Source organism: Streptomyces sp. NPDC018693 (assembly GCF_044391385.1).
Classification (GTDB): Bacteria; Actinomycetota; Actinomycetes; order Streptomycetales; family Streptomycetaceae; genus Streptomyces.
Map to the genome: position 1 here is coordinate 36871 of NZ_JBIRZZ010000024.1, position 23611 is coordinate 60481.

Consider the following 23611-nt stretch of genomic DNA (forward strand, 5'->3'; position numbering starts at 1 on the left):
CGGCCCCCGTGCCGCCCGTACGTCGCCCCCCGCTCCGCACCACGCGAAGTCGAGCAACCTCGAAGTCGCGGCCGGGCGGGGCGGGTTCCTACGATCGACGCGACGGCCGCCGCGACCGAACCGGCCGGTCCCGCCCCCGGTGCCCTGCTGACCAGAGGAGACACTGTGCCCGCATCCCAGGACGCGGCAAGGCCCCAGGAACGAGTCAGAGCCGATGTGTGTGTCATCGGGGCAGGTATCGTGGGCCTGATCAACACCATCGCGCTGGCCAAGCGCGGACTGTCGGTGGTCTGCATCGACCAGCCCACGGAGAAGCAGCAGGCGAGCTACAAGGTGGGGGAGTCGCTGCTGATCTTCTCCAACGCCTTCCTGCGGACGCTCGGCGAACTCGACGACAGCCTCAACCAGTCCTTCCAGAAGGCCGGTTTCTGGATGGCCCACGGGCTGGAGGGCCGTACCGAGTTCGACGACTCCGTCTCCGAGTGGGGCTTCCAGAGCAAACTGCCCGACCGCTGGATGGAGAAGTTCAGTACCGCCTACTTCCCACGCGTCATGTTCCAGGACTCACAGATCGTCCGTCCCGAGATCGAGGCCGAGCTGCGTGAGCGGGCCCGTGAAACGGACGGCGTCACCTTCCTGGACCGGGGCCTGGTGCGCGACATCGACCTCGGGGACGACTCCCGGGACCATGTGCTGCACTGGGTGTCGCGGAACAAGAAGGAGAGCGGTGAGATCGCCGCCCGGTGGATGGTCGACTGCTCCGGCCGCACCCGGTTGCTGGCCCGCAAGTACGGCCATGACCTGCCCCTGGACGAGGAGTTCCGGACCACCGCGGCCTGGGCGCAGTTCTCCGGGTGCGGCGACGACCTGTTCGACGAGCGCTGGAACTACGCGTTCCCCGACGGTGACGTGGCCCGCCGCGAGCGCAACACCGTCCACCTCTGGGGCGACGGCTACTGGATCTGGATCATCCGGCTGGCCGGAGACCGGGTCAGCGTCGGCGTCACCTACCACCGCGGCCGGCCGCCGGAGGAGGGCAACGCGCGCGAGGTCTTCTGGAAGGTCCTGCGCCGCTACCCCCTGCTGGACTGGCTCAAGGAGGAGAACGTCCTGGAGTTCAGCGCCTACCGGGACGTCCAGCACTGCACCGACACCTTCGTCTCGCCGAAGCGGTACGCCATGGTGGGCGATGCCTCGTCGATCATCGACGCCTACTACAGCCAGGGCATCTCGCTGTCGATGACCACCTCCTGGCACATCGCCAACGTCGCGCAGCGCGACATCCAGGAAGGCGTGCTGGACGAGGCATACCTGAACCATGTGAACCGCGCGGCCACCGCCGACTGGCGCATCATGCGCTCCATGGTCCGCTCGAAGTACAGCCCGGCCATCGCCGACAGCCGTTTCTTCGTCCTGGACCATCTGCTGGACCTGATGATCTTCGGCGCGGCGATGCTCGGCCGGTTCCGCGCGTCCCGCTGGCTGATCGAGACGGGTGGCCGCACCAGCGAGGAGACCGAGGAGCACGTACGGCTGCGGGAGGGCCTGAGCCGACGGCTGTTCCTGTCCCAGTCGGCGCCCTGGCACCGCCTGGACCCGCATGTGGTGGCCGGAGCGGTGGAGCGCTGGCACCGCGGCCTGGAGCGCCGGGCGATCCGGCGGCTGGAGGACGGGGTCAGGCTGCCGGCGACCAAGGCGGTCATGCGCGCCCACGCGGCGCTGCCCGGGCTGTGGCGGCTGCCGTTCGGCGAGCGCCCCACGGCCGTCGACCTCACCTTGCCCGCGCCGGCGAAGGAGCCGGAGTTCCTTCAGGTGAAGGGACACGAGTACCGGCCCGTCCACATGGCGGTGTCCGGCACCGCGCTGCTGACCCTGGCCTCGGTCGTCACGCTGGCGGACATGGCCGACACCCAGGTCCGCCGGCTGCGGGGGCTCCCCGGCGTCCTGCGCAGGCGTCGTGGGCCGCGCTGACGGCCCGACGCGGGCCGTGTCCGGCGCCGACTCCGATGTGTAGTGTGGTTAGACATGAAGGCGGAAACCCTGAGAGGGAACCTGGAAGGGATGCTGCTGTCCGTGCTGGAGCCCGGCCAACTCCACGGCTACGCGGTGATCGAGGAGCTGAAGCGGCGCAGCGGTGACGCGATCAACCTGCCGACGGGCACGGTCTATCCGGCCCTGCACCGGCTGGAGGCCGCCGGTCTGGTCGGCAGCGAGTGGTCCCGCCACAACGGGCGGCGGCGCCGCAACTACTACCTCACCGCCGCGGGCCGCCGCGCGCTGGCCGCCAAGCGCACGGCGTGGCGGGAGGTCTCCTCCGTCATCTCCGTCGTACTGGGAGGCGAAGCTTGATGGAGGCGGGAGTTCTCGAGGGGTACACCGACCGTCTGGCGAAACACCTCGTCGGCGACGACTCGCGCCGAGCCGCGATTCTCGACGAGGTGATGGACGGTCTGCAGTGCGCGGTCGAGGGCAACATGGAGGACTGCAGCGATGCCGAGGAGGCGGCGCGGCGGGCGGTACGGGACTGGGGGCCGCCCGGCGAGGTGGCCCGCGCGTACAACGACGCCACGCTGCGGCTGAGCGCGCAGCGGCTGTCGCTGCGGGCGGTGTGTGTGCTGCCGCTGCTGGCGGCCACCTGGGCGTGCGCGCTGCTCGGCGGGCCGGCCGGTCCCTGGGCGGTGCGTCATCCGCCGCTGCTGGTGACGGGTCTGTCCCTGGTGGCCTTCGGCTGTGTGCTCTGTCTGGCCGGTGCCTTCTCCGGTCTCCGCAAGGGCACCGGCATCCAGGCGGCGGTCGGGCGGCGCGACGGCACGGTCACCACGGGCACCCTCGCGGCCCTCTCCGGTCTGCTGTGCACGCTGGGCGCGCTGGTGCTGCTGCTGCTCAACCGCGGTCTGTCGCACCCGGAGTCGCTGGACTGGCCGATGGTCTCCGTTCCCGCCACCCTGACCGTCCTGTCCGCCCTGTACTTCGGCCTGCACTTCAAGCGCTTCGTCTCCGTGGTGAGGGGAGTGGGCACGGCCTGATGCGCTAGGACCGGCCGGCGGATGCCGCCGTCTTCGCGAGAGCTCCCCGTGCGGGGCGACCTCACCGGTCGCCCCGCACGGGGAGCTCTGCTTTTGGGGCCCAAGTGCCTTGCGGGGAAGGTGACTTGATCCCGTCAGGGACGGGTTTCCCGGTTGCGTCGCCGTGATCAGGCCGCTACCTTGGGCATTCATAAGTAGCGTGGCTACAGGATAGTGTCACTACAGGAGGTCGGTGCCGTGGAGCGCATGACACGGTGGGTGCTCGCTCACCGGTGGGCCGTGGCTCTGGTGTGGGTGGTACTCACCCTCGCCGGGGGAGCCATGTCGGGCAGTACGATCGACAAACTCACCTTCGAGTCGCGGCTCCCGGACAAGCCGGCCCAGGAGGCGAACGACGCGCTGGCGCAGCGCTTCTCCCAGACGGGCGGCAAGAATGCCCCGCTGCTGCTCGTGGTGACCGTCCCCGAGGGCACGACCGCCGACAGCTCCGTGGTCCGCCGGCAGTGGGGCGACCTGGTGGCCCAGGTGACCCCGCAGGGCGGCCGCAGCGTCTCGTACGCGAGCACGGGCGACGACTCGCTGCTGTCGGAGGACAAGCGCACCACCGTCGCGCTCGTCTACCCGCCGGCCAACCCGTCCAACACGCCGTACGAGCAGTCCCTCCCGGCCATCAAGAAGACCGTCGAGCAGACGAAGATCGCCGGTGCCCAGGTCGAACTGACCGGACAGCCCGTACTCTCCGGCCGGGACAGCGGAGCCCAGCGCAGCCCGATCTACGAGACCCTGATCGGAGCCGTGGGCGCGCTGGTCGTGCTGGCCCTGGTCTTCGCCAGCGGTCTGGCGATCGTGCCGCTGCTGATGGCCGCCGCCGCGATTCCCACCACGTTCCTTCTGGTCCGCGGGGTCACCGGCATCACCGACGTTTCCTTCATCGTCCAGTACCTGGTGGCCCTGATCGGCCTCGGTATCGCGATCGACTACGCGCTGCTCGTCGTCACCCGCTGGCGCGAGGAGCGCAACAAGCCCGGCGCCGACGGCCCCGAGCCCGAGGCCCGCAAGGAGGCCATCGTGCGCTCCGTGGCCAGCGCCGGCCGGGCCGTGGCGCTCAGCGGAGCCACTGTGGCGATCTCGCTGGCCGCACTCGTCGTGCTGCCGGTGCCCTTCCTGCGCAGCGTCGGCTACGCGGGTCTGCTCATCCCGCTCGTCAGCGTCGCCGTCGCGCTCACCCTGCTGCCCGTGCTGCTCTACTCCTGGGGCGACAAGCTCGACCGGCCGCGCCGCCGGCACCGCCCCGACAGCAGGATGTGGACCAAGGTCGCCCAGCTGACCACCCGTCGCCCAGCGCTGTCCGCGCTGGTCAGCGGTGCCGTGCTGGTGGCCCTGGCGGCGCCCGTGCTGTCCCTGAGCCTGGGCCAGCCGGCGACCACGACCCTCGCCCAGGGCGGACAGCCCGCCCGGTCCTTCGACCGGATCGTCGACGCCGGCTTCGGCGAGGGCATCGCCCGCCCGGTCGAGGTCCTGATGGACGCGGGCGGCGCCGACGCCATGAACGACAGGCTCAGCGGCATCGACGGCGTCGCCGGCTCGGTCGCGCCGACCGACTGGTCCCGGGACGGCCAGCGGATCATCGACGTATGGACTACCGAGGACCCGTCGAGCGGCGGCGGCCGTGACGCCGTCACCGAGGTCGCGGACACGGCACGGGAGACTCCGGGCGCGCTGGCCGGCGGCGGCCCCGCACAGGACGCCGACTTCATCGACGCGGTCTACGGCGAGCTCGGACTCATCGTGCTCTTCGTCGGACTGGTCACCTTCATCGTGCTGGCCCGCACCCTGCGCTCGGTGGTGCTGCCGATCAAGGCCCTGGTGCTCAACGCCCTGTCCACCTGCGCCGCCTACGGCGCCGTCGTCCTCATCTGGCAGAAGGGCTACGGCAGCGAACTGCTCTTCGACACCCCGGCCGTCGGCGCCATCACCATCTGGGTCCCCATGGCGGTGTTCGCGTTCCTCTTCGGACTCTCCATGGACTACGAGGTGTTCATCCTGCACCGCATCCGGGAGACACATCTCGACCTCACCAAGGAGGGAGTGCGAGACACCGTCGTGCCCTCGGTGGTGACCGGCATCAGCCGCACCGGCCGGCTCGTCACCTCCGCCGCGCTCATCCTGTTCCTGGCCTTCACCGCACTGGCCAGCATTCCGATCACCGACGTGAAGGTGTTCGCCACCGCGCTGGCGGCGGGCATCATCGTCGACGCCACCATCGTCCGGGGCCTGCTCACCCCGGCTCTGGTCACCCTCCTCGGGCGGTCCAACTGGTGGTTCCCCCGCTCCCTGGGCCGGCTGCTCGTGACATCCCCCGCCGTGGCAGCCGGCCCAGGGCCCGCCCCCGCCGGTGAGGCCGGTGCCGCGGCGCCGGGCACCGCGCCGACGCCGGAGGATCCCGCCGCGCGGACCCGGGAGCAGGGCCGGGTCTGACCGGGTGAGCCACCGCGCTGCGGCGCGGTGGCTTGCACATGCTTTCTCCGGCCTTCATCGACGTGGGCCAAGGTGGTCGCGCGGACGCGAGCGCACGGTGCCGTCCGTCACCCGACGACTGCGAAGGGAACCGACACGTGTCCACACAACGGCTGAGTTACGACGTGGTGATCCTCGGATCGGGTATCGCCGGATCCACCCTGGGCGCCGTCCTGGCCCGCAGCGGTGCGAAGGTGCTGCTCGCCGACGCGGCCACCCATCCGCGGTTCGCCGTGGGGGAGTCGATGATCCCCCAGCTCGTCGCCTGGCTCCAAGTGCTCGCCGAGCGCTACGACATCCCGGAGTTCGAGGCGCTCGCCGATGCCACGACCATCAACGAGCAGGTGAGCAACACCTTCGGCCGCAAGCGGCACTTCGGGTTCATGATGCACCGCCCCGGGCAGGAACCCGACCCCACCGAGGCCCACCAGTTCGTCATCCCCGACGCTCTCACCTCGGCCAGCCATCTCTTCCGGCAGGACAGCGACGCCTACCTCTTCCGGGTCGCCGTCGGATACGGCTGCGAGACCCGCCAGCAGTGGCGCGTGGCCCGTGTCGAGTTCGACGCCGCGGGCGCCACCCTGACCGGAGCGGACGAGCACCGGGTCCGCGCCCGCTACGTCGTCGACGCGAGCGGGTTCCGTTCCCCGCTGGCCGAGCACTTCGGGCTGCGCGAGCAGCCGGCGCGGTTCCGGCACCACTCGCGCTCGCTGTTCACCCACATGATCGGCGTGCGGCCCTTCGACGACGTCGTACGGGCCCCGGAGGACGTCCGTCCGCCCGTGCCCTGGCACGAGGGCACCATGCACCACCTCTTCGAGCGGGGCTGGTTCTGGATCATCCCGTTCGACAACCACGAACTCTCCCGCAACCCGCTGTGCAGCGTGGGCGTCACCCTCGACCCGCGGCTGTACCCCAAGCCGGAGGACATCAGCCCCGAGGAGGAGTTCGCCCGGCTGGTGCGGCGGTTCCCCGCCGTGGAGCGCCAGTTCGAGGGGGCGCGCAAGGTCCGTGAGTGGGTGTCCACCGGCCGGCTCCAGTACTCCTCGCGGCGCACCGTGGGACCGCGCTGGTGCCTGATGTCGCACGCCGCCGGCTTCCTGGACCCGCTCTACTCGCGCGGCATGTCCAACACCTTCGAGATCATCCACGCACTCGCCCCGCGGGTGCTTCAGGCCCTCGCCGACGACGACTTCGACGAGGAGCGCTTCCGCTACGTGGAGGAACTGGAGCAGGGGCTGCTCGACCATAACGACACCCTCGTCAACTCCTCCTTCATCGCCTTCTCGCACTTCCGTCTCTGGGACGCGGTTTTCCGGGTCTGGGGCAGCGGCAACACCCCCGGCACCCTGCGCATCAACAACGCCCTGCGTCGATTCGGCGAGGACCGGGACGCCACCGTCTTCGAGAGGCTGGAGAAGGCTCCGCACACCGGCCTGTGGTGGCCCGACAGTGACGCCTTCAAAGAGCTGCTCCAGGGAACCGAACGGGCCTGCCTCGACTATGAATCGAATCTCATCGACGGCGACACGGCCGCCGACCGCGTACTGCGGCTCGTACGGGAATCCGAAGCGGTCTCCCCGGGATTCGGATGGAAAGACGTCGACCGCCGGTTCATCTACCCCGACCGCCGGGACATGGCCGCATTCCTGGAATGGGCGGCGGCCTCCCCCCTGCCCGAACTCAGCTCGCTCGGCCGGGAGAGCCTGGCCGCGCTGCGCCGCGCGGGCGTCCAGTCCCCGGCGACGGCCGGAAACCGGTGAGGGGGACGGCCATGCGGAAGGACGCCACCGTACAGGACGCCAACAAGGCGCTCGCCCGGTACTGGTTCGACGAGGGGTGGACCCGCGGCAATGTCGACGTGGCCGATCGCGTCTTCGCCCCCGGCTTCCTGCTGGGCGGCGAACGAGTCGGCCCCGAGGGCCCCAAGCGGAGCGTACGGCGGCGGCACGCCGCCTTCGCCGGCCTCACGGTCGAGGTCGGGCTCCAGATCGCCGAAGGGCCATGGATCGCAACCTGGTTCACCACCCGGGCCACGCACGTGGGCGAGTTCGCCGGGGTCGCCCCCACCGGGCGCTCGGTCACCTCGGAAGGAGTGCAGCTGTGGCGGGTCGAGAACGGTCTGGTGGTGGAGGACCGTAATGTGTTCGACCTGTGGAAGGTCGTGTCCCAACTGCGCGCTACGAGCCGGAATGAATGATGTTTTTCTCGTAGGCGAAAATGACCGCGTGCACGCGGTTGCGGAGCCCCAGCTTCTCCATTACTTTCTGGATGTGGGATTTCACAGTGCTCTGACTCAGTGTCAATTCTGCGGATATTTCGGCGTTCGTGTATCCGCGGGTGATGAGCCGGAACACCTCGATTTCCCGGCCTGTGAGCTGTTCCAGCGGAGAACTCTTCGGCCCTGGGCGGGCCGTGGGAATCAGCTGCGACCGCCCCGTGGCCATGATGCGGACCGCGGCGGCCAGCTCCTGCGAGCCGCTGCGGCTGGACAGCAGACCCTTGACTCCCGGCAGCGCAACCCGCTCTGCCGCCGTGGCCACATCGTTGATCAGGACGAGCATGGTCGGCGTCGCCCGCGCTGACGGCTGGGCGTCGGCCAGCGCACCGACGTGGCGGACCGCCTCCGCCGCGTCGGTGTCCGTATGGGAGTTGATGACCACGACATCCGGCCGCAGCTCCAGGTACCGGGTGGCCGCCGTCTCTCCGTCCGCCGCCTCGCCGGCCACCTGGAGATCTGGACAGTGCTCGAGAATGGTGCGCAGTCCGGTGAGCGAGATGGGGTGCGAATCGACGAGCAGGACGGTGGTGCGAGCCGAGCCTGACATGTATTTCCCCCGGATGTCATCGACAGGGCGAACCTTGCAGACAGAATAGAGTGGCCCAGGTCCGTCGGATCCACATCGGCGCTTATCCCAGATTGGCGAATTCACGTCCGTCGGAACCCGCCGCACCCGCCGCGAAAGCGCGCGTACGGAACGCGCCGGCCCGGGCCGCCCGCCCGCTCGGGCCGTGATTGCGGTCCCCGCGGGCCGGAAAGGACGAACCCCGACCCGGACGGATGCGCCCGCTCCCGCCCCGGGTACTCTCCTGTCCCGGGCCGGGAGCGGTCTGCGTACGTCCGGGTTCAGTTCTTGCGGGCGATCACCGCGGTGGTGAGCGCGGGCAGGGAGACGGTCCGCTGCACGCTGAACCCGGCCCGCGTCACCCACTCCCGGCACTGGGCCGGCGAGAAGCCGCTCGCCTGGGCGGACTGCGTCATCATCACCAGGCTCAGCAGCAGGGACTCGGGCCGCGACCGCTCGTCGTCGAGCATCGTGTCGTAGACGACGAGACAGCCGCCGTCGCGCACGGCGGCGTGCGCCCGGCGCAGCAGCTCCAGCCGCCGCTCGTCCGGCCAGTCGTGCAGCACGCTGCCGAGGATCACCACGTCCGCCCGGGGCAGGTCGTCCACGAAGAAGTCCCCGCCCACGAAGGCCAGTCGGTCTGCGACGCCCTGCTCGGCCACCAGGTCCTCGAAGTGCGCCTTCATCGCCGGCCGGTCGAGGACCGTGCCGGTGAGCGAGGGATGGGCGGCGGCCAGTCGCGCGGCCAGGTTGCCGCGCGCCCCGCCGATGTCACTGAACGTGTCGTATCGGGACCAGTCCAGGCAGGCGCACAGCCCGTCCACGACCGCCGTGCTGAAGGAGTCCATGGCCGACAGGAACAGCCGCAGTCGCTCCGGGTCGTGGAAGATCCGGGTGAACGGCACTTCGCCGGCCGTGTTCTGGCCGCGTGCGGTGCCGGTGCGCAGCAGCCCGGTCAGTGCCTGCGGGTCGTTGCCCATCAGCTCGCTCGTCATCCGCAGGAAGCCGCCCACGAAACCGTCCCGGTCAGGGAGCAGATGCCGGGCCGCGGCCGGGCTGTTGGCGTACCGTCCGTCCGTCCGGGACAGCAGCCCGACCGCGGCCAGCGCGTCCAGGAAGTCACGGGCGGCCCGCGGATGCAGACCGAGCCGGGCGGACAGCTCCCCGCCGTCCAGCGGCCGCTCGGCCAGAGCGGTGAAGACGCCCAGCTCCAGAGCGGAGGTCAGCAGTCTGCTCCGGAAGAACGACCACCCGACGAACATCACGTCGTAGGGGTCCTCAAGCGGTTCTGGTGTGGTCATCCCTGCCTACTTCATTCCGGTGGATTCGACACGCGGTGCGTTTCTGCGGCCTATGCGGACACGCAGCCAGAGTTCCAGCGGACGTTCGTAGAATTGGTACAGAAGGGCGCACAGCGCCGTGGTGATGCCGAGCGCGAGCAGCGCCCACCCGGCGTTCGACCAACTGGCCTCCACCGGCATCATGTAGAACTCGATGATGTTCTTTCGGTCGAAGACCGCGGACGCGATTTCGAAAAGCACGGTGAAATGCAGCAGATAGAACGCGTACGACCATTCGCCGAGGAAGACCATGGGGCGTGTGCTCAGCCAGGAGGACCGGCCGGACAGGTCCCGCTGCGCCACCGCGACCACGACCAGCGCGTACAGCGGCGCGGTCACCTGGCCGAGCGCGTCGTACACCACGAAGGCGCGCCAGGTTTCGTCACGCAGCAGCCAGAGCACCAGCAGCCCCGCCGCCAGCACCGTGGTGGCGGCACCGGTCCCCAGGGGCGAGCGCCAGCCCTTGCGGACCGCGGCCGCGGCCACCACGCCGAGCAGGAACTCCCAGACGCGCGCGATCGGTGAGTACACACCGAAGATGAGCCCGTCCATGCCGGTGAACGCGGGGCGCGCCTGCGGCGGATACGCCTCCCACAGCCAGACCTTGATGCCCCAGCCGATCAGCACCAGGACCACGGCCGCCCCGGCCAGCCAGCGCAGGGACCGGCGCAGGGTGGGCTTCGCGATGAACGGGAAGAGCGCGTAGAAGAACGCCTCGCAGGCCAGGGACCAGGTCACCGGGCTGGTTCCGCCGAGGATCCAGCTGGGCACCCACGCCTGGAAGAGCAGCACCGCGGAGAGCGCCATCAGGATGACCTTGTCGGTCTCGCCGTCCGGGACGCCGGGCAACTGCAGCATCAGCGGCAGCAGAGCGGCGACCGCGAGCACCGGCCAGATCCGGGCGAAGCGGCGCCCGTAGAAGGCGCCGGCCCGGTCGCCCTCGAGGTACGTCCAGGTCAGGACGAAACCGGAGAGCACGAAGAAGAAGGTGACCCCGGAGGCGCCCAGCGCGAACACGGCATCGGTGTGCGGCAGCGGCAGCAGGGTGGTGAGGTGGTTGAGGAAGACGGCGAACGCCGCGATCCAGCGCAGGCCGGTCAGTGAGTTCAGTCGGGTGCCCGGCAGAGTGGCGGGCGCGGTGGTGGGCGGAACCGGGGGGGATTCCGGCCGCGAGGTGGATGAAGTCATGGCACCAGCCATTCGGTGAGCGGCGGATAAAGTGGCCGTACAGGTCCGAAGTGTGCAGCAGCATTGCAGCAGCGGCCGATGAACCCGTCGTTAAGCGGCCATAAAACCGGCGCCGTTGGTAATGGGCTGGCCGAATTCCCGTTTGACGCCCGGACACTGTGGCTATTCTCGTGTATGTAGCTCAATTTCCGGACGGAATCGAGGGGCGTCATGCGGGAATTCCCTTACGGTACGGCGATGGTGACCGGCGCGTCGAGCGGAATCGGCGAGGGATTCGCCCGCCGGCTCGCGGCGGAAGGAGCCGACCTCGTGCTGGTCGCGCGTCGCGGTGACCGGCTCAAGGAACTCGCCGCGGAGCTGGAGTCCGGGCACGGCGTCCGGATCGAGGTGCTGGCGGCCGACCTCACCGACGAGGGGCAGCTGGCCACCGTGGAGAAGCGGCTCGTCGATCCGGCGCACCCCGTCGAACTGCTGGTGAACAACGCCGGGTCGAGCGGCTCGGGAGCGTTCGCGGACCTGCCCGCCGAGCGCGAGATGCACACCGCGGTGCTCAACGCCGTGGTGCCGCTGCGGCTGACCCGCGCCTGCCTGCCCGGCATGATCGCCCGGGGCTCGGGAGGCGTGGTCAACGTGTCGTCGCTCGTCGCCGTGCTGCCCAAGCCGCGCTCCGCCACCTACGCCGCCTCCAAGGCGTTCCTCTCGTCGCTCGGGGAGAGCCTGGCCATGGAGGTCGAGCGCCATGGCGTCCATGTCACCACCGTGCACACCGGACTCACCCGCTCCGAGTTCCATCAGGCGGCCGGGGTGTCCGCCGACACTCTCCCGAAGATCAACTGGCTGACGCCGGACGAGGTGGCGCGGGCCGGCCTTGATGCGGTGGCGGCCGGACGGCCGTCCGTGGTCCCCGGCTTCGCCTACCGCCTCCGGCTGCCGCTGATGCGGGCGATGCCGCGCTCCGTCGTACGCGCCATCGTCCGTCGCGTCCACAAGGCGTGATCGCACCTGCCGACCGGCACCCGCACCGCGCCATGCTGGTCCCGACCCACACGCGCGACGCCACGCGGCGCGGCTCGGTGCTGTCGCCGGGGCGGCCGCGGCACGGCCGACACCCGCGCACGCGCGCCCAGCCGGCCCGGCGGGACAGCGACGTCTTCCGGAAGGGAAAGGAATCCCCCATGGTCACTCAACGCCCCGTCTCCCCCCGCCACCGGCTCCGTAACGGCGTCGTCGTCCTGTCCCACCGGATCGGCCTGCCGTTCGGCCCCCTGCACCTGCTGACCGTCCCCGGCCGCAGGAGCGGTCTTCCCCGGACCGCTCCCGTCGCCCCCGTGGTGGTGGACGGCACCTACTACCTCCTGCAGGCGTACCCCGGCTCCGACTGGGTCAAGAACGCCCGCGCCGCAGGGCGTGGCACGCTCACCCGAGGGCGGCGCTCATGGGCCGTACGGCTGACCGAACTGCCCGAGGCGGAACGCGCCCCCGTCCTGCGGGAGTTCCCGGTGCAGAACCCGCGCGGCGTCGCAGCCTTCCAGCGCAATGGCCTCGTCCGGTCCGGCACTCCGGACGGCTTCGCCGAGGCCGCCGCCGACTGCCCGGTCTTCCTCGTCGCCCCGGTCGACCTTCGGGCCTGACGCCACAAGCGGGTGGCTCCCCGGCCGGTCGCGGTCGACCGGGGAGCCACCCGCTCGTTCGTCCCGTCACGGACCGGGCGCCGTCCTCACTGCGGAACCGGCGCCCTTTCCTCGTGCGGCGCCGACGGCAGAGCGACCCCCCGCACATCGACTCCCGTGGTCAGATAGCGCAGTTCGTCCGGTCCCTCGTGCCGCAGCCAGTGCGCCATCCGCCGCAGGTCCTCCGGCTTGGGGTAGACGAAGCGGCAGTCCGGGTCGCGCAGCCCGAGGTGGTCCAGCACCACGGGTGCGTTCGCCACGGTCCGCATCAGCTCACGGCCGGCGTCGGCGGCATCGCGCTCGCCCCGGTCGACCGCGTCGCAGACCCGCACCATTTCGTCGAAGAGCGCCTTGTAGCCGTGCGACCCCGGCACCGGCAGACCGGGATACGCCGCCTGCTCCATCACCCGCAGCACACCGTCGTCCCCGGAGTCCATGAACCGCTCGGTGAACCGGTCGAAGCGCAGGTTGATGGGTACCTCGGCCGCGCACCAGACGCGGTAGACGGCGTTCCACAGGGCGTGGTCCGAGAACGACACGAACGAGCAGTTGACCAGCTCGTCGTTGTAACGGATCAGCCCCTGCTGCAGCTCGTCGACGTAGCGGAACCGCTCCTCGTCGAAGTCGTCGTCGGCCAGCGCCTCAAGCAGCCGCCAGGCCAGCGAGTTGATGACCTCGCCGGTGTTGGTGAGGCCGCGCGAGTACAGCGGGTCGATGAAGCCCGCCGCGTGCGACATCAGGCACCAGCGGTGCCCCACCGTACGCTCGGACGCGTACTGGATCCGGCCCGCCGACACCCACGGCCGGACCGTACGGGCCTCGGTGAACAGCCGTTCCACGGCGGGGAACCGCGCCGCGAAGCGGCGGAACTCCTCCTGCGGGCTCAGCTCCTGCGACTTGGGGTACAGACGCTCGTCCAGGGTGAGCCCGACGCTCACCAGAGGGTTCTTCGACCCGGGGGCGTTGTTGAACGGGATCGACCAGAACCAGCCGCGCTCGAAGATGTGGTGCATGGTGCCCTCCACCCAGGGAATGGGCGGGGCGTCCTCGGGACCCACCCGCAGACAGGTGTCGGTCGGCCGGACCCCGATCATGTGCGTGAACATCGAGCGTGAGTGGTGCTTGAGCGCCTCGGGCGGCCTGCGCAGCCCGAGCCGGTGCGCGACGGGGGAGCGGAAGCCGCTGGCGTCCACCAGGTAGCGGGCCTCGTGGCGCTCACCGCCCCTGCCGACCACGGTCACATGGTCGTCGGCGAGTTCGACGTCCTCGACATGGAACGCCTGGCGCACGTCGCAGCCGTAGGCGATCGCCGTGTGGAAGAGGTAGGCGTCGGTGTCCTGGCGGAACAGGTGGCTGGTCTGCAACACCTTCGAGGGCGGACTGAACTGCAGGAACTCGGCCGGGTCCGGCTCCTTGCCCTCCTCGTGCCGGATGAAGCCGAAGTGCCGCTTGGTTCCGCACGTCGGGGCGATCTCGTCCCGGCAGCCCTCGTACGACGTCAGCGGCTCCAGCTCGGGCACGTCGTAGCGGCGGGCGAGCAGCCGGAACACCTTCAGCGTGTAGAGCGTCGTCGATTCGCCGACGGCGAACCGGGGATGCGTGCCACCGTCGAGCAGCAGGACCGAAGCGCCCTGCCGGGCCAGGATGGCACCCAGGGTCGAGCCGGCTATGCCCGATCCCAGGACGATCACATCGTGACGACGGGGCGCGACGACGCGCGGTCGGGGGCGGTGGCCGGACAGTGGTCCGGGCATGTGGTCCTCCCTGGTCGAAGGAGTGAGGAGTACGAGGCGTGAGGAGTGCGAGGCGTGAGGAGTACGAGGAGTGAGGAGTGCGGGATGCACACGGCAGGGGGCACCGCGCCGCACCGCGGTGCCCCGGAGGAGGTCCGCCCGGTCAGCCCTGAGCGCCACGGGCCGCGGCAGGCGGGGCGCCGGCGCCGCGGCGCCCACCGGGCGGCGGGCCGCCCAGGTCGCCGTGGGCGCCCGGCGGCGGCTGGAACCCGCGGATCCGGTGACTGCTCGCCAGCTCCTGCATCTTGCTCCAGTCCGGCCGGCCGTTCGCGACCAGCGCGGACAGCCCCCGGAAGAAGTGCTCGACACCGCCGGGCGTGTGGATGACCAGCAACTGTCCGGGCTCGTCACCGACGTTCAGGAACCTGTGCGGCACCCCACGCGGACCGAAGATCACGGTGCCGGCCGAGATGACCTCGGTGACGCCGCCGACCTCGAACTCGTAGCGCCCCTTGTTGACGAAGAAAGCCTCGTCGGCCGTCTCGTGCACATGCAGCGGCGGACCGCTGCCCGGCTGGGTGGTGATCTGGTAGAAGCTGTACAGCCCGCCGGTGTCCTCCTTGTTCAGCAGGAACCGGCCCTCCTCGCCGAACCAGCAGACGGGTTCGACCTCGTCCCGGTTGACCACTTTGCGTTCGGGCTTCGACACGTTCTTCCCTGCCTTTCTCGGAAACGATCTCAAAATCGATTTCGGTGGCGATCTCGGAAGTGCTCTCAGGAGTCCCCGCCAGCACACCAGCGGCCGATAAAGAGCCGGATAAACAGAGGAAAAGCCCCGTTCAGGCGAGTGCGGTGCCGCCGTCGGCCAGAAGACAGCTGCCGGTGAGGTACGACGCGCGCGGGGAGGCCGCGAACGCGATGAGCTCGGCGACGTCCTCGGGCGTTCCGTTACGGCGCACCGCGGCCCGCTCGGCGGCCGCCCGGCGCTGCTGCTCGGGGATGTGCACCGCCAGCTCGGTCAGGATGAGCCCCGGTTCGACGGCGTTGACCCGCACGCCGAGCGGCCCCGCCTCCAGGGCCAGCGTCCGCACCGCCGCCTCCACTCCCGCTTTGGCGACGGCGAGCGGCAGAAACCGCGGCGCCGGCCGTCGGGCGAGCGCCGCCCCCACCGCCACGATCGATCCGTCGCCCCGCTCCGTCATCCCGGGCAGCACGGCGCGCGCGGTGAGGAAGAGCGCCTTGAGCTGCTGGGTGACCACCCGCTCCAGGTCTGCCCAGTCCAGCTCGGTCGCCGGAGCGATTCGCGCCTCGTGGGCGCCGAGACCGGCCGTGTTCAGCACCAGCACGTCCACCGGCCCCAGTTCAGCGGTGACGTCGGCGACCAGGTCCCGGACCTGCCCGGGGTCGGTGACATCGGCCTGGACCGCCACCGCGTGAGCGCCCTGGCGGCGGATCGAGTCCACCACCTGCTGGGCCCGGTCCGCGCTCTTGTGATAGTTGACGGCCACCCGCGCGCCACGCGCCGCGAGCAGCTGGGCGGTGGCCGCGCCGATGCCACGGCTCGCGCCGGTGACAAGCGCGACCCGGCCGCTGAACTCCCTGTCCGTGTCGGTCATTTCGTCGCGCTCACCTTCGGTGTGTGCCGCGTTCACCGGATCATCTCCTTGGCTCCTTGGCTCCTTGGGCATCACTCGTGGATCGGCCCTCATCCCCAGGCCAGCCAGCAGCCCCCGAGGGCCGCGCAGAAGGCGAGCACCGCGCAGGCCGTGCGCCACTGGTTGGCCCGGGCCCAGTCGGCGCGCAGTGTGGTCCAGCCGTCCGGGATCTCACCGGCCTCGGCCCACGCGTCGATGCGCCGGTTCATCCGTACGTTGCGCAGCTCCGACACCAGGGCGACACCCACCACCGAGGCCAGCGCGGCGGCGAACGCGGCCTTGGCGGCCGCCGAGGGGGCGAGGAAGGACAGCCCGAGCCCGGCGGCCAAGGCGACCTTGTTGACCGTGGGCATCAGCGGGTCGAACCCGGGGTCGAGCAGCCGGTGCACCTCGGACCACGTCCGGCGCGGCAGGCGCAGCAGCATCGGTACGACGGCCCGCTCGACCGCGACCAGGGCGCCGGCCAGCACCCCGGTGCACAGCACGAACACGGCGGCCAGCGAGGGGGCGAGCATGACGTGCGCTCACCCCGCCCCGCCGGTGGCGCCGGCCGCCGGGAGCACCGGGCCGCGTTCCAGCCGTTCGTCCAGCATCAGCCCGTAGCTCTGGCCGCGGGCGACGGTGTCGAAGAAGACGTACATCATCAGGTCGCGCAGCCGGCACAGGGGTGTGCTGTGCACGAGCCCCAGTGTGCCGATCCGCCACGACGTGGTGACCATGTCCGCGGTCCGCTCCCGGCGGGCGGCCTCGAACGCGCGCAGGGTCTGCCCGACTTCGTGCGGCGGGGTCCGGCCGAGCATGCCGGCCAGGACCACGCCGCTCTCGATGGCCTGCCCCGCGCCCTGGCTGAGGTTGAGCGTCATCGGGTGGGCGGCGTCCCCGACCAGGACGACGCGGCCGTGGCTCCAGCCGCCGCCCGGCGGACGGTCGTGGATGGAGACCGGCAGGATCGCCTCCTCGTCGGTGGAGGCGATGATCCGGCCGACCGGCTCCGGCCAGTTCCGGTAGGCGGCGGCCAGTTCGTCACGGCGGCTGTTGCGCACGGTGTCGAGGCCGGTCGCGGCCCGGTCGCTGGTGATGGCGTCCCAGTAGACCTCGTTCTCGTTGAGCCTGCAGTACAGGAAGCGCAGGCCCCCCTTGCCCCACAGGTTGAAGAAGGTGCCCGTGGGCACCAGGGACTCGCCCGGCAGCCGGGTGATGGCCTGCCACGCCGTGTAGCCCGCGTACCGCGGCGGCGGCTCGAAGCCGCGCCGCATCTCCGCGCGCACGGTCGAGCGCAGCCCGTCCGCGCCGATCAGCACATCACCGCGGGCCGAGGACCCGTCCGCGAAGTGCGCGGTGACGCCGTCGTCGTCCTGGGTGTAGCCGGTGAGCCGGGAACCGAACCGGATCCGATGGTCGCCCACGGCGTGGGTGAGCACCTTGTGCAGGGAGGAACGCCGCAGGGCGCAGGCCGGTGCCCCGCAGCGCTCCGACGGCCCGTCCAGGTGCCAGCGCGCCAGCCGCCTGCCGGTGTCCGAGCGGAACTCGTGGAAGCGCATACGGACGGAGTCCGCGGCGACAGCCTCGTCGAGACCGATCCGGCGCAGGGCCAGAAAGGCGTTGTGCCAGAGCATGAAACCGCCGCCGGTCAGCAGCAGCCCCGGAGTCCGGCGCGCCTCGAACACCTCCGCCTCGACGCCCTGCCGCAGCAGGCCCGCCGCCGTGGTGAGCCCGCCGATGCCGGCCCCGATCACCAGTGCCTTGCGGATGGTCGCCATGACAGCCGTCCGTCTCAGCCGTGCGACGGAACGCTGTCGAGCCGGGTGCGCAGATCGTAGATCCGCCGCTCGATGCCGCCGCCGCTCCAGTACGGGAACATGGGCGCCGCCATCTCCCGGTGGCTGGGGGCGTCCTCCCAGGCGCGGAACGCCTGCTCGCTCTCCCACTCGGCGAGCAGGATGTAGCGGCCGGGCTCCTCGGCGTCGCGCAGCAGCTCGTCACGGAGGTGGCCGGGGGTGCCGCGCACCACGGCGGCGACGGAACGGTACGCCTCCTCGAAGGCTTCCCGGTCCTTCTCCTCGATGCGGGCGGACACCATGACACGTACGGGCATGACGGTTACCTCTCCTCGGTGGGTCGGGCGGGTATGTGGGCGACGGTCTCCAACACCCGCTTGTGGGCGGAGGCGCGGAACGTCTCCAGGCGGGCGCTGAGCTCCTCGCGCTCGGGACTCTTCTGGAAGGCGTCCAGGGAGGCCCGGTCGGCCCAGTCGGCCATGATCAGATGGGTGAGCGGGTCGTCCGGGTCACACAGCAGGGTCTGTCCGACGCTGCCGGGCAGCCGCGCCGCCGCCTGGGCCGTCTCCAGCCAGGTGGCGCGGAACTCCCCCTCGTAGCCCTCGCGGACCCTCATCTCCAGTACGGTGCGCAGCACGGGTGCGGGCTCCCTCCGGTCAGATGCCGCCGTCGGCGTCGAGCGTGGCCCCGGTGACGTACCGGGAGGCGTGCGAGACCAGGAACAGCACCACGTCCGCGATCTCCGCCGGCCGGCCGACCCGGCGCAGCGAGATCATCTGCTCGTAGCGGGCCCGTCCCTCCGGGGTGACCGCCTTCATCTGGTCGGTCTCCACCAGGCCCGAGGCGACACAGTTGACCCGCACCCCCCGCGGCCCCAGTTCCTTGGCCAGCGCACGGGTCAGTCCCATGACGCCGGCCTTGGACGCCACGTAGTGCGCGGCGCCGGGCATCCCGTGGTGGGCGACGGCGGAACTGATGTTGACGACCGAGGCGACCTCGGCGAGGTACGGCAGCGCCGCCCGGATCACCCGGTACATCCCCGTCAGGTTGGTGTCGAGGACGCGGTGCCACTCCTGCGGGTCCAGCTCCTCAAGCGGCAGATGGCTGATCACCCCGGCGTTGTTCACCACGGCGTCGATGGCCCCGTGCCTCTCGTGCGCGGTGGTCACCAGCCGCGCCACCTGCTCCTGGTCGGCGATGTCGCAGCGCAGCAGGGAGCCCTGGGCGCCCTGCTCGTCCAGTTCGCGTCGCAGCGACTCGACCTGCCGGCCCTCCCGCACGTAGCAGGCGGTCACCGAGGCGCCCTGCGCGGCCAGCGCCAGCACCGTGGCGCGCCCGATGCCCCGGGTGCCACCGGTGACCAGCACATGACGTCCCTTCACCGCGAAGTCCACCGCGCTCACCGTCCCGCCGCCGCTCCGGCGCGGCTGCGGGCCGCCGCCTCCACGCGCTCCTTGATCAGCGCCAGCTGCACCTTGGAGTTGGTGTTGATGCGCGTGGCCATGCCCTCGTCGTCGAGGGGGGCCTCCCGCTTCATGTGGAACTCCTGCACCCAGCGCATCTCCACCCCGGCGTCGGTCTCCCGGTAGTGCCAGTGGATGTTCATGAAGGCGAACGGCCCCGGCTCGACCCGGTGGGCCTTGACGTACTTGTGGGCGCGGTCCATGACCCGCTCGGACACCCAGCTCCAGACCTTGCCGTCCTCCTCCGGGTGCAGGGCGAGCCGGAACCGCACGGTGTCGCCCTCGTGGTGCAGAATCTCGGCCGACGCGTACTCGCTGAACAGGTTGGGCCAGTTCGCCACGTCGTTGGTCATGTCCCACACCACGTCGAACGGCGCGTCGATGACGATGCTGTTCTCGGTGCGGGCGGCGGCCGGCCGCAGCTGCTCGTTGATCAGGGAGTGGATCTCGGGGAAGCAGGTGACGCCCTCGGCGTCCAGCCGGATGTCGTAGCGGTTCTCGACCTCGGTGAGGACGTTGAGCAGACCCAGCGAGTCCACCCCCATGTCCTCGATGGTCACGGTCGGGTCGTCCACCTGCAGCACCTCGGCGGGAACGCCGGTGCAGCGCTGGACGATCGTCAGGAACTCCTCGTAAGTGAGGGGCGGCACGGTCATGGATGCCGGTCCTTTCGCAACTCGCGTGGAAGCGTGACAGGGTGCTGTGGCGCGGGGCGGCCCGTCACCGGGCCACCGCCCGGACGACGAGCGCGGAGTTGAACCCCCCGTAGCCGCGGGCGATCACGAGGGCGGTGCGCAGCGGCGTCTCCCGCGGCCGCGTCACCAGGTCGACACGGTGGTCGGCGTCCGGCACGACCCCGCTGGGCGTGGGCGGGATCACCTGCTCACGCAGGGCGAGCAGCGCGGTCACCACGTCGAGCGGCGCGCCCCCCGCGTACAGCCGGCCGTAGCCGGCCTTGGGCGCGGTCACGGGCACACCGCGCGGCCCGAACACCTCCGCCAGACACCGCGCCTCGGCGCGGTCCGCCTCGGGGACGCCCGCCGCGTCGGCGAACACCACGTCGATGTCCTGCGGTACGACGCCGGCGTCGGCGAGGGCCAGTTCCACCGCCCGGCGCAGCGCCGTGGTGCCGGACGGGGGCGTCCCCGGCAGCGGGTCGAACGTCGCCGCGTGCCCCGCGATCTCCCCGTAGGGCCGGTCCGCGCCCCGCTCGCGGGCGGCGTCGTCGGCCTCCAGGACCAGGATCGCCCCACCCTCGCCGGGTACGTGACCGCGGGCGGCCGCGTCGAACGGCAGATAGGCGCGCTCCGGGTCGGCACTGCCGCTCAGCCGCCCCGAGGTGGACTGGCACGTCAGTGCGTACGGGCTGAGCGGCGCCTCGGTGCCTCCGGTGAGGACCACCGCGGCATCGCCCCGCACCAGGGCGCGCCGGGCCTGGGCGATGGCGTCGAGCCCACCGGCCTGCTCGGCGACGACGACCCCGCAGGGGCCCTTCATACCGTGCCGGATCGACAGCTGACCGGTCGTCGCCGCGTAGAACCAGGCGATCGACTGGTACGGGCCCACATGGCGCGGGCCCTTGGACCACAGCGCCTCGATCTCCCGCTGCCCGAAGGCGTTGCCGCCGGACGACGAGGCCGTGATGACGCCCAGGCCGAACGCCGGGAGCTCCTCGGGCCGCACCTGCGCGTCGCGCAACGCCTCCTCGCCCGCCAGCAGCGCGAACTGGCTCCAGCGGTCGGTCTGGATGGTCAGCCGGGGATCCACGCCCGGCACCGGATCAGCGACGGGCACCTCCCCGGCCACCCGGACCGGAAAGCCGTCCGTGTGGAACCGGCTCAGCGGTCCGAGCGCGTTACGGCCCTCCAGCACCGCGTGCCAGAACTCCTCCGCTCCCGTGCCGGACGGGGCGATCGCCGAGATCCCGGTGACAACGGCGCGCCGCCCGGCCGTGGGCGTCTCAGGCATCGCCCACCGCCGGGCGGGGAGCGGTCAGCACCATGGCCGTCTGGAAGCCCCCGAAGCCGCTGCCGACGCTCAGTACGGTGTCGGTACGGTGCTCACGGGCTGTCAACGGCACGTAGTCCAGGCCGAGTTCGGGATCAGGCGTATGCAGGTTGGCGGTGGGCGGCACGATGTCCGTCTCGATCGCCAGGGCGCACGCCGCGAGCTCCAGGGCTCCGATGGCGCCCAGGGAGTGGCCGACCATGGACTTGATCGAGCTGACCGGCACCCGGCCCGCGTGCTCTTTGAGGGACGTCTTGAACGCCGCCGTCTCGTGCCGGTCGTTCTGCCGGGTGCCCGAGCCGTGGGCGTTGATGTAGTCCACGGCCTCGGCCGGCAGCCGGGCCCGGTCCAGGGCCACCCGCACCGCCTCGGCGAGCTCCGCGCCGTCCGGGCGCAGTCCCGTCATGTGGAAGGCGTTGCCGCGCTGCGCGTATCCCGCGACCTCGCAGTAGACGCGGGCCCCGCGACGGTGCGCCGCCCCGGCCTCCTCCAGGATCAGCACGGCGGCGCCCTCGCCGAGCACGAAGCCGTCGCGGTCCCGGTCGAACGGGCGGGAGGCGTGCTCCGGGTCGTCGTTGTTGGGCGAGGTTGCCTTGATGGCGTCGAAGCAGGCCACGGTGATCGGTGACACCGGCGCGTCGGTGGCACCGGCCACCACCACATCGGCCTGCCCGTCCTCGATGAACTGGGCACCCTGCGCCACGGCGTCCAGACCCGAGGTGCAGCCCGTCGATACGACCCGGACCGGACCCTGGGCGCCGGCCGTCCACGCCACCTCGGCGCCGAGCGCGCTGGGCACCAGCGCCCGGTACAGGTGGGCGTAGGGGTCGGTGGCGTCCACCACCCAGCGGTTGCCGCCGTCGCTGACGCGCACGTACTCCCGCTCCAGGGTCACCGTGGAGCCCACCGCGCTGCCCACCGACACGGCGATGCGGTGCGCCGGCACCCCGTCCGTCGCCATGCCGCTGTCAGCCAGCGCCTCCCGGGCCGCCACCACAGCGAACTGCGAGCAGCGGTCCATGCGGTGGGCCTCGTCGGACGTGAGACCGGCCGCGGCGGCGTCGAAGTCGCACTCCGCCGCGATCCGCGAGCGATAGCCGGAGGCGTCGAAGTGCGTGATGGCACGGGTTGCCGTCCGCCCCTCGGTGAGCAGCTTCCAGAACGCCTTGGCGGTGATGCCACCGGGCGCGACCACGCCGATGCCGGTGACCACGGCCCTGCGCTGACTCATACGGACTCCTGATCCGGCAGCGGCTCGGTGTCCACGTGCCCGAGTTCGGGGCGCGGCGCCAGCGGACCCAGCTGGAAGACCATGAAGGCCGGGTGCGTCCCGTGGTTCTCAAGCCGGTGGCGCACGTTCTTCTGCAGGTGCAGCGCCTCGCCCGCGGTGAGCGGGACGGGGACGCCGTCGATCCGCGCCGTGAGGTCACCGCTCACCAGGTACAGGAACTCCTCGGAGTACGGGTGGTAGTGCTCGGTGACCACTTCGCCCGGCTCCAGGGTCAGCACGCCCATGAAGCCGGACGTGGTGCCCGCCGTGGCCGGGCTGAGCAGCGTGCGCAGATCCCCGCCACGCCGCCGGTTGGGGGCGATGTCGTTCGCCGAGATCTTGGTCATTCGGTCGCTGGCGGCCATGCCAGCCTCCTCTCCTCGGGTCCGCGGCGGTCAGGTGTCCGCGCGCCAGGTGTAGAACTCGTGCGCCATCGCGTCCTCGGGACCGCGCCAGGTCTGCGGGTGGTAGGCGGTGATGTGCGCGCTCAACCGCTCGTTGACGTCCTGGAACAGCGGGTGGTCCCGCACCTCGGCGAGAGAGGCGCGGACCTCGTCGTCCGACGCCATGTAATGCATGTAGAGGTCGTGGAAGCGAAACAACCGCCGCTCCCGGACGCCGATCATGTGGGGCAGGTTTCCGGCATCGGATTCGGCGAATATACGCTTCACGTCGGCCGCCGAGTCCGGCTTCATGCGGGCCACGATGAGGGTGCTGCGCATTCTCTTTCCCTCCGGTCTGGGGACACCGCTCGGGGCGGCCGCATCAGCGTCACGCAGCTCGGTAAAGCCTCGATGAGGGGGGAGAAAAGCCCAAGGGGAATGGGGGCATTCGGTCCGGAACCCGTGACCGGGGGGCCGGCATGAACACCGCCGGACACGTCACCCGCGAGGCGCCGGCTCTCCTGAATTGCCCAGTAGATACCGGCGGCAGACCGCTGCCGACCCCGCCCACATTGGCCGTGAACAGCGGTGATGCGTCGCCAACCCCTGCCGCCGTACCGGCGCTTGGGACAAAAGTACCTCCCGCCTCATCCCTGGGGACGTAGGCGATCCGAACACGCCGTCGTTAGGCTCCCGGTAGCCGCACCGCTCTTGCTTCAGGTCCTGTGCAGTGCT

The 23611-nt window shown here is 71.0% G+C and carries 24 protein-coding genes and 1 pseudogene; 8 read left to right on the top strand and 17 right to left on the bottom strand.

Translation table 11 applies throughout. The features are described 5' to 3' along the window. Nucleotides 1-165: 165 nt before the first annotated feature. The 6 genes from ACH5AC_RS35785 to ACH5AC_RS35810 all read left to right on the top strand — a co-directional run bounded on the left by ACH5AC_RS35785 (nucleotide 166) and on the right by ACH5AC_RS35810 (nucleotide 7743). Entirely contained in the window at nucleotides 166-1971 is a 1806-nt protein-coding gene (locus tag ACH5AC_RS35785) for an FAD-dependent monooxygenase (RefSeq protein ID WP_398866505.1), read from the top strand. 54 nt (nucleotides 1972-2025) lie between these two features. After that, a complete protein-coding gene (locus tag ACH5AC_RS35790) occupies nucleotides 2026-2349 on the top strand; it encodes a PadR family transcriptional regulator (RefSeq protein WP_398866506.1) in 324 nt (107 codons plus the stop codon). After that, the gene (locus ACH5AC_RS35795) at nucleotides 2349-3026 is read left to right on the top strand and encodes a hypothetical protein (protein ID WP_398866507.1); all 678 of its coding nucleotides are present in this window, start codon (nucleotides 2349-2351) and stop codon (nucleotides 3024-3026) included. Before ACH5AC_RS35790 ends, ACH5AC_RS35795 begins: the two co-directional genes overlap by 1 nt. 246 nt (nucleotides 3027-3272) lie before the next feature. Continuing rightward, the gene (locus tag ACH5AC_RS35800; protein WP_398866543.1) at nucleotides 3273-5504 is read left to right on the top strand and encodes an MMPL family transporter; all 2232 of its coding nucleotides are present in this window, start codon (nucleotides 3273-3275) and stop codon (nucleotides 5502-5504) included. Between the two features lie 137 nt (nucleotides 5505-5641). After that, nucleotides 5642-7306, top strand: coding sequence for an NAD(P)/FAD-dependent oxidoreductase (locus ACH5AC_RS35805; protein WP_398866508.1), 1665 nt, complete (start codon nucleotides 5642-5644; stop codon nucleotides 7304-7306). 11 nt (nucleotides 7307-7317) lie between these two features. Beyond that, nucleotides 7318-7743 (top strand): ester cyclase, encoded by a 426-nt coding sequence (locus tag ACH5AC_RS35810; protein WP_398866509.1) that lies wholly within the window; start codon nucleotides 7318-7320, stop codon nucleotides 7741-7743. On the opposite strand, the gene ACH5AC_RS35815 is transcribed toward ACH5AC_RS35810, so the two are convergent. The 3 genes from ACH5AC_RS35815 to ACH5AC_RS35825 form a co-directional block, all read right to left on the bottom strand. Then, on the bottom strand, nucleotides 7724-8371 hold the full coding sequence (locus ACH5AC_RS35815; protein WP_398866510.1) for a response regulator transcription factor: 648 nt from the start codon (nucleotides 8369-8371) through the stop codon (nucleotides 7724-7726). The two genes, ACH5AC_RS35810 and ACH5AC_RS35815, sit on opposite strands and share 20 nt — an antisense overlap. A 299-nt stretch (nucleotides 8372-8670) precedes the next feature. Further along, complete coding sequence (locus tag ACH5AC_RS35820) at nucleotides 8671-9690, bottom strand: methyltransferase (protein ID WP_398866512.1); 1020 nt, start codon at nucleotides 9688-9690, stop codon at nucleotides 8671-8673. 6 nt (nucleotides 9691-9696) lie between these two features. After that, the gene (locus ACH5AC_RS35825; RefSeq protein ID WP_398866514.1) at nucleotides 9697-10917 is read right to left on the bottom strand and encodes an acyltransferase family protein; all 1221 of its coding nucleotides are present in this window, start codon (nucleotides 10915-10917) and stop codon (nucleotides 9697-9699) included. A 210-nt stretch (nucleotides 10918-11127) separates the two neighbouring features. Here ACH5AC_RS35825 and ACH5AC_RS35830 point away from each other — a divergent pair, with 210 nt between their 5' ends. Both ACH5AC_RS35830 and ACH5AC_RS35835 read left to right on the top strand, forming a co-directional pair. Continuing rightward, a complete protein-coding gene (locus ACH5AC_RS35830; protein WP_398866515.1) occupies nucleotides 11128-11913 on the top strand; it encodes an SDR family NAD(P)-dependent oxidoreductase in 786 nt (261 codons plus the stop codon). A gap of 179 nt (nucleotides 11914-12092) precedes the next feature. Beyond that, on the top strand, nucleotides 12093-12548 hold the full coding sequence (locus ACH5AC_RS35835) for a nitroreductase family deazaflavin-dependent oxidoreductase (RefSeq protein WP_398866516.1): 456 nt from the start codon (nucleotides 12093-12095) through the stop codon (nucleotides 12546-12548). A gap of 86 nt (nucleotides 12549-12634) precedes the next feature. On the opposite strand, the gene ACH5AC_RS35840 is transcribed toward ACH5AC_RS35835, so the two are convergent. The 14 genes and pseudogenes from ACH5AC_RS35840 to ACH5AC_RS35905 all read right to left on the bottom strand — a co-directional run bounded on the left by ACH5AC_RS35840 (nucleotide 12635) and on the right by ACH5AC_RS35905 (nucleotide 23215). After that, the gene (locus ACH5AC_RS35840) at nucleotides 12635-14341 is read right to left on the bottom strand and encodes an NAD(P)/FAD-dependent oxidoreductase (RefSeq protein WP_398866517.1); all 1707 of its coding nucleotides are present in this window, start codon (nucleotides 14339-14341) and stop codon (nucleotides 12635-12637) included. 142 nt (nucleotides 14342-14483) lie between these two features. After that, nucleotides 14484-15029 (bottom strand): cupin domain-containing protein, encoded by a 546-nt coding sequence (locus ACH5AC_RS35845; RefSeq protein ID WP_398866518.1) that lies wholly within the window; start codon nucleotides 15027-15029, stop codon nucleotides 14484-14486. A 130-nt stretch (nucleotides 15030-15159) separates the two neighbouring features. Then, nucleotides 15160-15936: an SDR family NAD(P)-dependent oxidoreductase gene (locus ACH5AC_RS35850; protein WP_398866519.1), complete on the bottom strand. Its 777-nt coding sequence runs from the start codon at nucleotides 15934-15936 to the stop codon at nucleotides 15160-15162. Between the two features lie 89 nt (nucleotides 15937-16025). Next, nucleotides 16026-16490, bottom strand: a complete 465-nt coding sequence (locus ACH5AC_RS35855) for an anthrone oxygenase family protein (protein ID WP_398866520.1) — start codon at nucleotides 16488-16490, stop codon at nucleotides 16026-16028. Between the two features lie 9 nt (nucleotides 16491-16499). Continuing rightward, nucleotides 16500-17735: an FAD-dependent monooxygenase gene (locus ACH5AC_RS35860; RefSeq protein ID WP_398866521.1), complete on the bottom strand. Its 1236-nt coding sequence runs from the start codon at nucleotides 17733-17735 to the stop codon at nucleotides 16500-16502. A 14-nt stretch (nucleotides 17736-17749) separates the two neighbouring features. Continuing rightward, complete coding sequence (locus tag ACH5AC_RS35865) at nucleotides 17750-18070, bottom strand: antibiotic biosynthesis monooxygenase family protein (protein ID WP_398866522.1); 321 nt, start codon at nucleotides 18068-18070, stop codon at nucleotides 17750-17752. A 5-nt stretch (nucleotides 18071-18075) separates the two neighbouring features. Then, nucleotides 18076-18390: an antibiotic biosynthesis monooxygenase family protein gene (locus tag ACH5AC_RS35870; RefSeq protein ID WP_398866523.1), complete on the bottom strand. Its 315-nt coding sequence runs from the start codon at nucleotides 18388-18390 to the stop codon at nucleotides 18076-18078. A gap of 19 nt (nucleotides 18391-18409) precedes the next feature. Next, entirely contained in the window at nucleotides 18410-19147 is a 738-nt protein-coding gene (locus ACH5AC_RS35875; RefSeq protein WP_398866524.1) for an SDR family oxidoreductase, read from the bottom strand. A 5-nt stretch (nucleotides 19148-19152) separates the two neighbouring features. Continuing rightward, nucleotides 19153-19638, bottom strand: a complete 486-nt coding sequence (locus ACH5AC_RS35880; protein WP_398866544.1) for an SRPBCC family protein — start codon at nucleotides 19636-19638, stop codon at nucleotides 19153-19155. Between the two features lie 57 nt (nucleotides 19639-19695). Further along, a pseudogene (locus tag ACH5AC_RS35885) lies at nucleotides 19696-19872 on the bottom strand (acyl carrier protein); the annotation flags it as partial. A gap of 64 nt (nucleotides 19873-19936) precedes the next feature. Next, nucleotides 19937-21184, bottom strand: coding sequence for a ketosynthase chain-length factor (locus ACH5AC_RS35890; protein WP_398866525.1), 1248 nt, complete (start codon nucleotides 21182-21184; stop codon nucleotides 19937-19939). Continuing rightward, nucleotides 21177-22454, bottom strand: coding sequence for a beta-ketoacyl-[acyl-carrier-protein] synthase family protein (locus ACH5AC_RS35895; protein WP_398866526.1), 1278 nt, complete (start codon nucleotides 22452-22454; stop codon nucleotides 21177-21179). The genes ACH5AC_RS35890 and ACH5AC_RS35895 overlap by 8 nt, the downstream gene beginning before the upstream one ends. Beyond that, nucleotides 22451-22858 carry a cupin domain-containing protein gene (locus ACH5AC_RS35900; protein WP_398866527.1) on the bottom strand — a complete coding sequence of 136 codons (408 nt, stop codon included), beginning with the start codon at nucleotides 22856-22858 and terminating at the stop codon, nucleotides 22451-22453. The genes ACH5AC_RS35895 and ACH5AC_RS35900 overlap by 4 nt, the downstream gene beginning before the upstream one ends. A gap of 30 nt (nucleotides 22859-22888) precedes the next feature. After that, the gene (locus ACH5AC_RS35905; protein WP_398866528.1) at nucleotides 22889-23215 is read right to left on the bottom strand and encodes a TcmI family type II polyketide cyclase; all 327 of its coding nucleotides are present in this window, start codon (nucleotides 23213-23215) and stop codon (nucleotides 22889-22891) included. Nucleotides 23216-23611 lie beyond the last annotated feature (396 nt).